Annotated in this window: 12 protein-coding genes and 2 tRNA genes; 7 read left to right on the plus strand and 7 right to left on the minus strand. The window is 69.7% G+C overall.

Annotated elements, in window-relative coordinates; all coding sequences use genetic code 11:
- Positions 1 to 79: 79 nt before the first annotated feature.
- From ABZS54_RS13485 to ABZS54_RS13495, 3 genes are all read right to left on the minus strand, one after another.
- Positions 80 to 155 (minus strand) — tRNA-Gly (locus ABZS54_RS13485).
- 92 nt (positions 156 to 247) lie between these two features.
- Positions 248 to 319 (minus strand) — tRNA-Gly (locus tag ABZS54_RS13490).
- 213 nt (positions 320 to 532) lie between these two features.
- Positions 533 to 859: an Lsr2 family protein gene (locus tag ABZS54_RS13495; protein WP_020555629.1), complete on the minus strand. Its 327-nt coding sequence runs from the start codon at positions 857 to 859 to the stop codon at positions 533 to 535.
- Between the two features lie 497 nt (positions 860 to 1,356).
- Between ABZS54_RS13495 and purS the strand changes: the two genes are divergently transcribed.
- From purS to purL, 3 genes are read left to right on the plus strand one after another with little or no spacing between them, the layout of a single operon-like run.
- The gene (purS, locus tag ABZS54_RS13500) at positions 1,357 to 1,614 is read left to right on the plus strand and encodes a phosphoribosylformylglycinamidine synthase subunit PurS (RefSeq protein WP_355534334.1); all 258 of its coding nucleotides are present in this window, start codon (positions 1,357 to 1,359) and stop codon (positions 1,612 to 1,614) included.
- Complete coding sequence (gene purQ / locus ABZS54_RS13505; RefSeq protein ID WP_355534336.1) at positions 1,611 to 2,288, plus strand: phosphoribosylformylglycinamidine synthase subunit PurQ; 678 nt, start codon at positions 1,611 to 1,613, stop codon at positions 2,286 to 2,288. The genes purS and purQ overlap by 4 nt, the downstream gene beginning before the upstream one ends.
- Positions 2,288 to 4,537: a phosphoribosylformylglycinamidine synthase subunit PurL gene (gene purL / locus ABZS54_RS13510; protein ID WP_355534338.1), complete on the plus strand. Its 2,250-nt coding sequence runs from the start codon at positions 2,288 to 2,290 to the stop codon at positions 4,535 to 4,537. The genes purQ and purL overlap by 1 nt, the downstream gene beginning before the upstream one ends.
- Positions 4,538 to 4,664: 127 nt before the next feature.
- On the opposite strand, the gene ABZS54_RS13515 is transcribed toward purL, so the two are convergent.
- Both ABZS54_RS13515 and ABZS54_RS13520 read right to left on the minus strand, forming a co-directional pair.
- Positions 4,665 to 5,543 (minus strand): hypothetical protein, encoded by an 879-nt coding sequence (locus ABZS54_RS13515; RefSeq protein WP_355534340.1) that lies wholly within the window; start codon positions 5,541 to 5,543, stop codon positions 4,665 to 4,667.
- Positions 5,540 to 5,890, minus strand: coding sequence for a hypothetical protein (locus ABZS54_RS13520; protein WP_355534342.1), 351 nt, complete (start codon positions 5,888 to 5,890; stop codon positions 5,540 to 5,542). The genes ABZS54_RS13515 and ABZS54_RS13520 overlap by 4 nt, the downstream gene beginning before the upstream one ends.
- A 148-nt stretch (positions 5,891 to 6,038) precedes the next feature.
- Here ABZS54_RS13520 and ABZS54_RS13525 point away from each other — a divergent pair, with 148 nt between their 5' ends.
- The 3 genes from ABZS54_RS13525 to purM all read left to right on the plus strand — a co-directional run bounded on the left by ABZS54_RS13525 (position 6,039) and on the right by purM (position 9,608).
- Positions 6,039 to 6,827, plus strand: coding sequence for a sterol carrier family protein (locus tag ABZS54_RS13525; RefSeq protein WP_355534344.1), 789 nt, complete (start codon positions 6,039 to 6,041; stop codon positions 6,825 to 6,827).
- Between the two features lie 37 nt (positions 6,828 to 6,864).
- On the plus strand, positions 6,865 to 8,421 hold the full coding sequence (gene purF / locus ABZS54_RS13530) for an amidophosphoribosyltransferase (RefSeq protein ID WP_355534346.1): 1,557 nt from the start codon (positions 6,865 to 6,867) through the stop codon (positions 8,419 to 8,421).
- Between the two features lie 113 nt (positions 8,422 to 8,534).
- Positions 8,535 to 9,608 carry a phosphoribosylformylglycinamidine cyclo-ligase gene (gene purM, locus ABZS54_RS13535; RefSeq protein WP_355534348.1) on the plus strand — a complete coding sequence of 358 codons (1,074 nt, stop codon included), beginning with the start codon at positions 8,535 to 8,537 and terminating at the stop codon, positions 9,606 to 9,608.
- 195 nt (positions 9,609 to 9,803) lie between these two features.
- Here the strand turns inward: purM and ABZS54_RS13540 are convergent, their stop codons facing one another.
- Both ABZS54_RS13540 and ABZS54_RS13545 read right to left on the minus strand, forming a co-directional pair.
- Entirely contained in the window at positions 9,804 to 10,055 is a 252-nt protein-coding gene (locus ABZS54_RS13540; RefSeq protein ID WP_020555620.1) for a DUF3073 domain-containing protein, read from the minus strand.
- 239 nt (positions 10,056 to 10,294) lie between these two features.
- A complete protein-coding gene (locus ABZS54_RS13545; protein ID WP_355534439.1) occupies positions 10,295 to 11,395 on the minus strand; it encodes a Glu/Leu/Phe/Val dehydrogenase dimerization domain-containing protein in 1,101 nt (366 codons plus the stop codon).
- A 147-nt stretch (positions 11,396 to 11,542) separates the two neighbouring features.
- Between ABZS54_RS13545 and ABZS54_RS13550 the strand changes: the two genes are divergently transcribed.
- Positions 11,543 to 12,424, plus strand: a complete 882-nt coding sequence (locus tag ABZS54_RS13550; RefSeq protein ID WP_355534350.1) for a hypothetical protein — start codon at positions 11,543 to 11,545, stop codon at positions 12,422 to 12,424.
- Positions 12,425 to 12,794 lie beyond the last annotated feature (370 nt).

Raw genomic sequence — 12,794 nt, forward strand, 5'->3', positions numbered from 1 at the left:
CCCGACTCTTTTCCTTTTTTACGCTTGCCTTTCGCTCACAGCTGGTTGGCCGGATCACATAAGTGATCCGGCCTTCTCATGGAGCGGACGACGAGATTCGAACTCGCGACCCTCACCTTGGCAAGGTGATGCTCTACCAACTGAGCCACGTCCGCACGACTCGGGGTTTCGGCCCCGCGTTGTGTCCCCAACCCTACCCGATCCGCGGAGGTGGTTGCCACCGACCTCGGTTCGAGGGGTCGAGCAGAGCAGGCGACAGGAATCGAACACTGCGTCTCCCCCTTGGAAAGGGGGCGCTCTACCACTGAGCTACGCCTGCGTGTGTTCCCCGGTTTCCCGGGTGCAAGAGAACTCTATAGGACCCCCGGGGGTGCCCAGTACGCTCCGAAGTTGCTTCGTTACAAATGTCCGACTTTGCCGGAAAAGTTCTTTCGCGGGTGTCCCGATCCCCGTCCTGCCGACGGACGCAGGACGGGGACGGAAGGCCCGGCCGGGCGTGGATCGTGCCGGGTGCCGGGAGGGTGGGGTGTCGTCAGTTGGCGGTGTTGGCAGCCTCGAATTCCGCGTACACGCGGGCCGGGATGCGCCCGCGGGCGGGCACGTCCATGCCGCGCGCTCGAGCCCAGGCCCGCACCGCCGCGGGGTCGGAGGCGACCGTCGTCTGACGGAACGGCTTTCCCGTGCGCGCGGTTCGCCGGGCGACCGCGAGATAAGGGGCGAGGGCATCCCGCATCTGCTGAACGTGCTCTTCCGAAAGGTCGATTTCATACGACTTGCCGTCGAGGCCGAAACGGATGGTTTCCGTGGCCTCGCTTCCGTCGATGTCGTCGTGCAGGCTGACGACTACACGCTGGGCCATGGCGGTGTCCTCTCGGGTGATAGCACCGAGGCGAAAAACAAAACTACATTGCCGAGTCTAGGCGCTAAACGCGAACCGTCGCGGTGTGGTCCGCAGTTCTTCGGTTCGGTAAGCGCTAATTTACCGGTCGGCGATTCGTTTTCACGATACGCGAGATATTCCTCTCGCCGCGCGCGGGTGGGCGTGTCCATCCGCCGACGAGTGAAGGATCCACAGCCTGTGGATAACATCCGGTCATGTCGACGATCCGAGAGAGCCAAGTGAGGCACATTGCCCGTTTGAAGGCGATTTATTGACATCGAGGCTTGGCGAACCCGCCTGTGGACAACCCCAGAACTGTGGATAACTCGGCGTCGGGGCGGTCGCCCGGAGGCGGCCGGTACCCTGATACCGCCGATCCATCGGGTGCCGGCGTCGACCGGCCCGATCCAGCAGCAGGGTCCGAACCCCCGTATCCCGGATACGGACCGGCCCGAACCATCACAGTGGGAGTGCCTGTGGCACGCGTCGTCGTCGACGTCATGCTCAAGCCGGAAATCCTCGATCCCCAGGGGCAGGCCGTGCAGCGCGCGCTGCCGCGTCTGGGATTCGACGGAATCACCGACGTCCGCCAAGGCAAGCGTTTCGAACTGGAGCTGGAGGGGCCGGCCGACGAGGCCGCCCTCGCCCGCATCCGCGAAGCCGCCGAGTCGTTTCTCGCCAACACCGTGATCGAGGACTTCGTGGTCCGCGTCGAGGCGGAGGAGGGGAAGTGACGATCCGCGTCGGCGTCGTCACCTTCCCCGGCTCGCTCGACGACCGCGACGCCCAGCGCGCGGTGCGCATCGCCGGTGCCGAGCCGGTTGCGCTGTGGCACAAGGACAAGAACCTCCAGCAGGTCGACGCGGTCGTCCTGCCCGGTGGATTCTCCTACGGCGACTACCTGCGTTGCGGCGCGATCTCGCGCTTCTCGCCGGTCATGGAATCGGTGATCGAGCAGGCGCAGGCCGGCCTTCCGGTATTGGGCATCTGCAACGGTTTCCAAATTCTTTGCGAATCCCACCTGCTGCCGGGCGCGCTCACCCGCAACGATCACCTGCACTTCATCTGCCGTGACCAAAAGTTGCGCATCGAGAACGTGTCCAGCGCATGGACGTCGGACTTCGAGCAGGGGCAGGAGATCACCGTTCCGCTCAAGAACGGTGAAGGCGGTTTCGTCGCCGACGAGCACACCCTGGACATGCTGGAGGCCGAGGGCCGCGTGGTCGCGCGATACCTCGACGTCAACCCGAACGGATCGCGTCGCGACATCGCCGGCATCAGCAACGCCGCCGGAAATGTGGTCGGCCTGATGCCGCACCCCGAGCACGCGGTCGAGCCGCTGACCGGCCCGACGACCGAGGGCCTTCCGTTCTTCACCTCGATCCTGAAGCGCCTGGTGAACGCCTGATGAGCCTGGACACCGTCAAGAACGCGGTCGACCACCCCGAGGTCGAGCAGCCCTTCGCCGAACTCGGCCTCAAGCCGGACGAGTACGCGCGCATCCTGGAGATCCTCGGCCGCCGGCCGACCTCGTCCGAGCTGGCGATGTACTCGGTGATGTGGTCCGAGCACTGCTCGTACAAGTCGAGCAAGGTGCACCTGCGCCAGTTCGGCGACAAGATGCCCGAGAACGACGCGATGCTCGTGGGCATCGGCGAGAACGCCGGCGTCGTCGACGTCGGCCAGGGCTACGCGGTGACCTTCAAGGTCGAGTCGCACAACCACCCCTCCTACGTGGAGCCCTACCAGGGCGCCGCGACCGGCATCGGTGGCATCGTGCGCGACATCCTGGCGATGGGTGCCCGCCCGGTCGCGGTGATGGACCCGCTGCGATTCGGCGCGGCCGAGCACCCCGACACCCGGCGGGTGCTGCCCGGCGTGGTCGCGGGCATCGGCGGCTACGGCAACTGCCTGGGCCTGCCCAACATCGGCGGCGAGATCGTCTTCGACCCCTGTTACCAGGGCAACCCGCTGGTCAACGCCCTGTGTGTGGGCGTGATGAAGCACGAGGACATCCACCTCGCGCAGGCCTCGGGCGCGGGCAACCTGGTGATCCTGTACGGCGCCCGCACCGGCGGCGACGGGATCGGCGGCGTCTCGGTCCTGGCCTCGGAGACCTTCGACGCAGACGGCCCGGCCAAGCGCCCGGCCGTCCAGGTCGGCGACCCGTTCCAGGAGAAGCTGCTGATCGAGTGCACCCTGGAGCTGTTCCGCGAGCACCTGGTCGCGGGCATCCAGGACCTCGGTGGTGCGGGTCTGTCCTGCGCCACCTCCGAGCTGGCCTCGGCCGGTTCCGGCGGCATGCGGGTCGAGCTGGACACCGTCCCGCTGCGCGACCACACGCTCTCGCCCGAAGAGATCCTGATGAGCGAGTCGCAGGAGCGCATGTGCGCGGTCGTGGAGCCGGCCCACGTGGCCCGTTTCATGGAGATCTGTGACAAGTGGGACGTGATCGCCACCGTCGTCGGCGAGGTCACCGAGGGCGACCGGCTGGAGATCTACTGGCACGGCGAGCAGATCGTCGATGTGCCGCCGCGCACCGTCGCGCACGAGGGTCCCGTCTACGAGCGCCCGTACGCCCGCCCCCAGTGGCAGGACACGCTCCAGGCGGACGCCGCCGAGCGGCTGCCCCGCCCGGGTACGGCCGAGGAGCTCAAGGCCACCCTGCTGAAGGTGGTCGCGTCGCCGAACCTGGCGGACAAGTCGTGGGTCACCGCGCAGTACGACAAGTACGTGCTCGGCAACACCGTGCTGGCCCAGCCGGAGGACTCCGGCATGGTCCGGATCGACGAGGAGAGCGGCCTGGGCGTCGCGCTCGCCACCGACGGCAACGGCCGCTTCTGCAAGCTCGACCCGTACACCGGCGCGCAGCTCGCACTGGCCGAGGCCTACCGCAACGTGGCCACCACCGGCGCCAAGCCGCTGGCCGTCACCGACTGCCTCAACTTCGGCTCGCCCGAGGACCCGGCGGTGATGTGGCAGTTCGCCGAGACCACGCGTGGTCTCGCCGACGCGTGCCAGATCCTGGGCACGCCGGTGACCGGTGGCAATGTGTCCTTCTACAACCAGACCGGCGAGACGGCGATCCACCCGACGCCGGTGGTCGGCGTGCTGGGTGTGATCGACGACGTCGAGCGGCGCACGCCGATCGGCTTCGCCGAGGAGGGGCAGATCATCCTGCTCCTGGGCGACACGCACGAGGAGCTCTCCGGCTCGGCCTGGGCCCAGGTGGCCCACGACCACCTCGGCGGCCTGCCGCCGAGGGTCGACCTGGAGCGCGAGCGGCTGCTCGCCGAGATCCTGATCGCGGGTTCGCGGGACGGCATGATCGACGCGGCGCACGACCTCGCCGACGGTGGCCTGGCCCAGGCACTGGTCGAGGCGTGCCTGGCCGGTGGCCACGGCGCCCGAGTGGTGCTGGCCGAGGACCTGGACCCCACGGTCGCGCTGTTCAGCGAGTCGGCGGGCCGGGCGATCGTCGCGGTGCCGCGGAGCGAGGAACTGCGCTTCAGCGACATGTGCAAGGTGCGCGGCCTGCCGTGCGCCCGGATCGGCGTGGTCGACGGTGACACGCTCGACTTCCAGGGCCACTTCACGGTGGCGCTGGACGAGGTGCGCACCGCCCACGAGGGGATCCTCGAGGGTCTGTTCGGCTGAGCCACCGCACCGAGGTGCCCGTGCGACGTGCCCCGCGCACGCCGCATGGGCACCTTCGGCGTTCGACTCGCACATTTCGATCGAAGCGCACCCGCGATGCCGCCCCCGCCCCCGGGGACCGCGGGTGCTACGTCCCCAACCGATACGGGCGGAACGCACCGTGCCCGGGCCAGTACGGATAGGGCACCGTGCCGTAGTGCGCGCCCTTCGAGGCGCTCTCCTCGTACGCGTGGTAGGTCGTGTGTGCCTCATCGGCCCAGCCCGCGAAGATCAGCGTGTGTCCGGCCGCGCCCGGGGCGGTGTTCAGCAGGATGTCGCCTGGCCTCAGCTCGTCCCTGGCGATCCGGTGGGACACCTCCGGCAGGGTCACCGTGGTCAGCCCCGGTGGCGGCAGCCCCCAGGCCATCGAGACCAGCCCCGAACAGTCCGTGCGGTAGCCGTCGTGCAGTCCGCTCATGCTGTAGCCCAGGCGCAGGTCGGCCCACCGCTTCGCCCGGGCCACGATCTCGCCCCCACCCGGCACCGACGACGCGACCGGTGTGTCCGATGCGACGGGTGTGATCGGTGTGACCGGTGTTATCCGGGTGATGCCCGCGCCGCGGCCGATCGGCCGGACGGTGACCGGTCCGTCGTACGCCTCGGGCAGCGCGAACGGCCGCTCGGCGACCCGGACCGAGGCGGTGGCCGGCGGGGGAGCGATATCCGGCGCGGCCAGGTCCAGCAGTCGGGTCGCCGCGATCGCGTCCACCTCCGCGTACGCCCGGGCGTTCTCGGCCAACCGGTCGGCCAGATCCACCCCGGTGCGCTCGGCCCGATCCAGCGTCTCCACCGCTTCGCGCAGCCGAGCGCGCACCGCCTCGAAGGTCGGCGGCGCCAGCGGCCGGCTCGCCGCCACATCGACCGACGCGACGCGCTCGCGCAGCGCCCACACCTCCCCGGCGACCGCGCGCAGCCGGCCCGCGAGCGCCACCAGCACATCCGGCGTCGCGGTGAACCCCCCGGTCACCGAGGCGCCCACCGCTCGTCCAACCAGGCCGCACTGCCGCCTGCCGGAAAATGCTCGTGGCCGCCGGGCCCGGCCCCCTCCCGGGCGGCCCGCTCGTTGGCCGCGATCCGGGCGAGCGCGGCCCGCATCGCCGCGGCGTGCGCCCGCAGCGCTTCGACCACCGCGAGCACGGCAGGCTCGGTCGCCGCGCACTCCCGCCGCCAGGTCTGCGCGCGAACCGCGAAGGCGTCCGCCGCGCCGCCGTGCCAGTTCGCCGCGATGATCGGCCCGGGCCGCACCCGTTCGGTCGCCGCCGCCAACTCGGCCGCGGTCGCGTCGACCCGGCCCGGATCCCCGTAATTGCTCATGCGCCCAGCGTGACGAATCGGCGGCCGGTCCGGGCGATCGAGGGCCGAATCTGTGCAGAAACGAATCGGCTACCCGCGGTCGGCCGCGCGCCCCCGGCCCTGTCCGGCGGACCACCAAGACCCGCCGGACAGGGCCTAGCCTGCACCCATGCCGAGCCGCCCCACCGCCCCCCGCCCTCGCAAGGTCGACCCGGTCAAGGTGCGCGCCGCCCTGATCGCGCAGTGGCGCGCGATCGTGGACGTCACGGCGCGGCTGACCCCGACCCGGCTCGCCGCCCCCTCCGGTCTGACCGGCTGGTCCACCGCCAACCTGGTCGGGCACCTGGCCGCGAGCATCCGGGCCGTGCCGTGCTGGCTCGCCGAACCGGTTCCGACCGGCCCGGTGATCACCGTCGAACAGTGGGCGAACGGCACCTCCGCGTACGCCGCCGTGATCTCCTCCATCGCCGACGAGATGGCGGAGGCCGGCCACACCCCCGCCGACTACGCGGACGCCGCGATCGCCGCCCTGGACGGCGTCCCGGACACCCGGATCACCGTCACCCGGATCGGCCCGATGCGCGTCGCCGACATGCTCGTGACCCGCCTGGTCGAGGCGGTCGTGCACGCCGACGACCTGGAACGCGCCACCGGCGAGCCGTTCCCGCACGACCGGCATGCTCTGGGCACCGTGGTCCGGGCACTGGCCGACGCGCTGGCGACCCGGGCGCCCGGACATTCGGTCGAGGTCCGCGTCCCGCCGTTCGCCGTAGTGCAGTGCGTCACAGGCCCCCGGCACACTCGGGGCGTTCCGCCCAACGTGGTCGAGACCGACCCAAGGACCTGGATCCGACTCGCCACCGGCCGTCTGACCTGGGCGGACGCGGTCGAGGACGGTCGGGTGCTGGCCAGTGGCGAACGCAGCGACTTGTCCGGATACCTGCCACTGATGGGGTGATCCGCGACTGATCCGGCCCTGTCGTAGACTCGATCACGTGCCACGTGGCGATGGACGACTCAACCACGATCTCTTCCCCGGCGAGAAGGGCCCGCAGGATGCCTGCGGCGTCTTCGGCGTTTGGGCCCCCGGCGAAGAGGTCGCAAAACTCACCTACTTCGGTCTCTACGCATTGCAGCACCGCGGAACGGAATCCGCCGGCATAGCTGTGAGCAACGGATCCCAGATCCTGGTCTTCAAGGACATGGGCCTGGTCTCCCAGGTCTTCGACGAAACCACTCTGGGCTCGCTTCGCGGGCACATGGCCGTCGGCCATGCCCGCTACTCGACCACCGGTTCGTCGGTCTGGGAGAACGCCCAGCCGACCTTCCGGGCAACCGCGACCGGCAGCATCGCGCTCGGCCACAACGGAAACCTCACCAACACGGGTGAGCTGTCCCGTCTGGTCGCCGAGCAGGGCGCCGATCGCGGCGAACTGAACTATCCCTACCAGGGCCGGATCGAGGCCAGCAGCGACACCGATCTGCTGACCTCGCTGCTGGCCGGCAGCCCGGACCTGTCCCTGGAACAGACCGCGATGCAGGTGTTGCCCGAGGTCAAGGGCGCCTTCTCGCTGGTCTTCATGGACGAGACCACGCTCTACGCCGCGCGCGATCCCCAGGGCATCCGGCCCCTCGTGCTCGGTCGGCTGGAGCGTGGCTGGGTGGTCGCGAGCGAAACCGCGGCCCTGGACATCGTCGGTGCCTCGTTCATCCGCGAGATCGAGCCGGGCGAGCTGATCGCGGTCGACGAGCACGGCCTGCGCACCCGACGCTTCGCCGAGGCCAAGCCCAAGGGCTGCGTCTTCGAGTACGTCTACCTGGCCCGCCCGGACACCACGATCGCCGGCCGCGGCGTCTACGCGTCGCGTGTCGAGATGGGCCGTCGACTGGCCCAGGAGTTCCCGGTCGACGCCGACCTGGTCATGCCGACCCCGGAATCGGGCACACCCGCCGCGATCGGCTACGCCGAGCAGTCCGGCATCCCGTACGGAAACGGCCTGGTCAAGAACTCCTACGTGGGCCGGACCTTCATCCAGCCCAGCCAGACCATCCGGCAGCTGGGCATCCGGCTCAAGCTCAATCCACTGCGCGAGGTCATCCAGGGCAAGCGACTGGTCGTCGTCGACGACTCGATCGTGCGCGGCAACACCCAGCGTGCGCTGGTGCGCATGCTGCGCGAGGCCGGCGCGGCCGAGGTGCACGTGCGGATCTCCTCGCCGCCGGTGAAGTGGCCGTGCTTCTTCGGCATCGACTTCGCCACCCGGGCCGAGTTGATCGCCAACGGTCTCTCGGTCGACGAGATCGCCAAGTCCCTCGGGGCCGACTCGCTCGCCTACATCTCGATCGACGCGATGGTCGAGGCGACCACCATCCCCAAGGACCGGCTGTGCCGGGCCTGCTTCGACGGGGAATACCCGATCGAACTGCCCGACCCCGAGCGGCTGGGCAAGCACCTCCTCGAAGGCATCGAGCAGACCGTCCGCACCGACGTGGACGGCGTGCAGGCCCTCCTCGGCGGCGGCGGGGCCGAGGACGCGCTCCGCCGTCCCTGATCAGCCGAGTCCCCGAGTTCTCTTCTTCGGATCGCCACGTCGTGGCCCCCTCCCGGGGGCCGCGGCGGGGCGTCCGAGGAGATCCACCGACCCGACCCGAAAGGGCCGCCGCCGTGAGCGACCAGTCCACCCCCACCCCCCGCACCGCGACCTACGCCGCGGCCGGCGTCGACATCGAGGCCGGTGACCGAGCCGTCGAACTCATGAAGCAATGGGTCGGCAAGGCCACCCGGCCCGAGGTCGTCGGCGGCCTGGGCGGCTTCGCGGGCCTGTTCGATGTGTCCACGCTCAAGCGGTACGAGCGCCCCCTGCTGGCCACCGCGACCGACGGGGTGGGAACCAAGGTCGCCATCGCGCAGGCGATGGACAAGCACGACACGATCGGCCACGACCTGGTCGGCATGGTCGTCGACGACCTGGTCGTGTGCGGTGCCGAGCCGCTGTTCATGACCGACTACATCGCCACCGGCAAGGTCGTCCCCGAGCGCATCGCGGCGATCGTCAAGGGCATCGCCGAGGGCTGTGTACTGGCCGGCTGCGCGCTGGTCGGCGGCGAGACGGCCGAACACCCCGGCCTGCTCGACCCGAACGAGTACGACGTCGCGGGCGCCGGCACCGGGGTCGTGGAGGCCGACGGCCTGCTCGGCGCGGAGCGGGTGCGCGAGGGCGACGTGGTGATCGCGATGGCCGCCTCCGGCCTGCACTCGAACGGCTACTCGCTGACCCGGCACGTGTTCTTCACGCTCGCCGGCTGGAGCCTGGACCGGGACGTCCCGGAACTGGGCCGCACGCTCGGCGAGGAACTGCTCGAGCCGACCCGGATCTACTCGCTCGACTGCCTCGACCTGGCCCGGCGTACCGACGTGCACGCCTACTCGCACGTCACCGGTGGCGGCCTGGAGGCCAACCTCGCGCGCGTGCTCCCGGCCCACCTGGACGCGCGCCTGGACCGCTCGACCTGGACGCCGGCCCCGATCTTCGGCCTGGTCGGCGCGCTCGGCGAGGTGGCCCGGGCCGAGTTGGAGAAGACGCTGAACATGGGTGTCGGCATGGTCGCGGTGGTCGCCGCGGACGCGGCCGACGCGGCGCTCGCGGTGCTCGCCGAGCGTGGCGTACCCGCCTGGATCCTCGGCGACGTCGTCACCGGCTCGGGCCGGGCCGTACTGAACGGTGATCACAAGGCATGACGAAGGCACCCGCGGCGGTGGCCGTCGTCCCGGATCGGGACGGCGGTACCTCCGTGGGCGTGTTCGCGAACACGCCAAACGGCCCGGGGTCGAGTAGTCGTCCTACTCGGTCCCGGACCGGGCGGTGTCGCAGCGCACGGGCGCCCCGGCTGAAGAGGGCGTTCGTTCCCATGCTCGAGAACGAAGAGCGCAGGGTCAACGATGGCGCGATCGGCCGTCGTCTTCCTCGTCTTCGTCATCGTTGTAACGAGCCGAATACCCCGCGTAGGGGTCGTCGAACTCGTCTTCACTCGTGTCGTCGTCAACCTCAGGCTTGCCGATCGGCAAGTCGGTTGGCGACGACGCGCCCAGCTCTTCAGCCAGACGGCTCAGATCCGTACCGCCGCTGTTGTACTTCAGCTGGCGGGCGACCTTTGTCTGCTTGGCCTTGGCCCGGCCGCGCCCCATGGCTCGACCCCCTCAACGACGGGGCTCACGGCCCCGGGTCTTGACACGCGTTCATAGTCAGGGTCGGTTCGATGGCACTTGAGAACCGGCCCGTAGGGGATTAACGGTACCTGCTTCCGCCGCCGGACGGTACGTCGCATGGGTGACAGCGGGGCTCGGACCCCGACCGGGCTGTGCCGTTCCGGCTGGTCAGGGGCCTGATCTGGGGTCCTTTGCCGAGTCTGACGATACCGTGTCGGTCAGCTTTGGAGGTAGATGTCACGCAGGCGGCCCACATCCGCCATGCGCCGCTCGGCCAATCGGTCCGCCGCGACGGCCGGTGGCACCCCCTCCTCGTCGGCCACCGCGAAGATCTTCGCGGTCGTCGCGCGGATGCCCGTGGCCTTGCGCTTGGCCCGTTCGAAGTCGAATCCGTGCCGCTCGTCGGCGACCTGGATCACCCCGCCGGAGTTGACCAGGTAGTCCGGCGCGTAGAGCACGCCGCGTTCCGCGAGCGCCTTCTCGATGCCGGGGTGGGCCAATTGGTTGTTGGCCGCGCCGCACACCACGGCCGCGGTCAGCACCGGGACGGTGTCGTCGTTGAGCGCGCCGCCCAGCGCGCACGGCGCGTACACGTCCAGGTCCGAGAGCCGGATCAGGGTGTCGGTGTCGGTTGCGAAGTCCACCCCGGGATGCTCGTGGCGCACGCGCGCCACCGCCCGCTCGTCCACGTCGGTGATCACCACCGAGGCGCCGTCCGCGACCAGGTGTCCGACCAGGTGCCGGCCGACCTTCCCGACGCCCGCCACGCCCACCCGGCGCCCACGTAGCGTCGGGGTGCCCCAACGATGCTCGGCGGACGCCAGCATGCCCTGGAAGACCCCGTACGCGGTCAGCACGGACGAGTCGCCCGCACCGCCGTTCTCGGGGGAGCGGCCGGTGACGTAGGCGCATTCCTTGGCGACCACGTCCATGTCGTCGACGTAGGTGCCCACGTCGCAGGCGGTGATGTAGCGACCACTCAGCGACTGGACGAACCGCCCGTAGGCGCGCAGCAGCACCTCGGACTTGTCCCGGTTCGGGTCGCCGATGATCACCGCCTTGCCGCCGCCGTGGTCGAGCCCGGCGAGGGCGTTCTTGTACGCCATGCCGCGGGAGAGGTTGAGGACGTCCGCGACGGCCGCTTCCTCGGTCTCGTAGGGGTGGAACCTGGTGCCGCCGAGGGCGGGTCCCAGGGCACTGGAGTAGATCGCGATGATCGCGCGCAGGCCGCTCGCGCGGTCCTGGCAGAAGACGACCTGTTCGTGGCCGGTCGACCTGCCGAACACCAGGCCCGACGTCGTGCCGTCGGGGCCATCCATCCTGTCGGTCACTGTGGTGACTCCATGGGATCGTGGTGACGTATTCGCCGCGCGGATCTGCGCGGCGGTTCAAGCCTAGAACCCGGGCGGATCACCGGGTTGGACCTTCTTCACGTCGGGGCCCGGCCGACGTGCCAAGATTCGTTCGTGCGGACTTCGGTGGTTGCCCCTTACGCGGCGTACCTGCGGGTGTACGAGCCGCTTGCCGCGTTTCCCGAACCGGAACGCGAGCGGTGGGCCGACTACGCCGCCACACAGCCGGCAGGCACCCCCGCGTCGCCCGAGGCGCCCTCGCCCGCCGGGCTGACCGCACAGGAGCACCGGAGCGGCCTGGAGAACCTCCTGGCCACCCCTCCGGTGATCGCGCCCCCGCACGAGAGCGAGGACGCCTACGTGCACGTCCTGGACGGCGTCACGGTGATCTGCCCGCGGCAGACCCGGCTGCGCTGCTGGACGGCGCTGGCCGAGCTGCGTCGGGAGTATCCGGCGACCGTGCTGGACGTGTTCTGGCCGCGGATGGTGATCGATCAGACGCACCTGGAGCACGAGCGGTGGAAGTCCGCGCATCCCGACGTGCATCCGCACATCCACAGCAGCACGTGGCATGTCCCGGTGCGCTGGTTCGTGCTGTTCGCCCCGAACGAGCGAGTCCTGGTGCCCGCGGCCGAGGACGCGTCGGCGGGGCCGGGCGAGCTCTACTACCGGACGCCGATGGTGCAGGCCCGGCGTCGGGTCGCCCGGGCGCTGAAGGTGCTCCGCGAGACGGTCGAGGACGGTGCCCTGATCACCGGCCTGGAGAGCGTGGGCCGCTGGCTGGAGGAGTTCCATCCGCGCGCGCTGGTCGAGTTGGACTACGGCGGTCTGGTGCGACTGCTCGGGTCGGGTGATCCGGCGGCCGAGAACTCGGTCGCGGACGTCGCGGAGGGCATCGCCGCGCTGGGCTCCGGTGACGGAGCGCGAGCATCGGCGGCTTACCGCAGGATTACGGAGCGTTGGCAAACGGTACGTGCCCTGGAGCATGCGAGCTGAGCAAGCGTCCGCATTTCATGAAGTTTCGGCGTGACCGTCGTCACTCTTTCGTGTTCACTCACCCTGCGATCTGAAAGCCTCTCAACCTGCTGGTTCGAGTTGTGGGACTCCCAGCCCTCCAGGTTGTTGGAGATCGACTCACAACAAGGTGCATACGCCAGCGAATGGTTCGTATATGATGAAAAGGACAAACCAGATGTAGTCGGTCTGGTCGGGTCGGGTCATCGGGGATACTTCGTTGCTGGTGGGGCGGGGTGGACACGAGGGGTCGTTCGGGCCTGAGTGACTCATCGTCACAGTCGGGTGACTGTCCGCTATGCCTGGTCCTTCGGGATCGCGTGGCTTGAACCCTGGGATGCCAATTCCGGCG

The organism is Embleya sp. NPDC005575 (genome assembly GCF_040605455.1).
GTDB lineage: Bacteria > Actinomycetota > Actinomycetes > Streptomycetales > Streptomycetaceae > Embleya.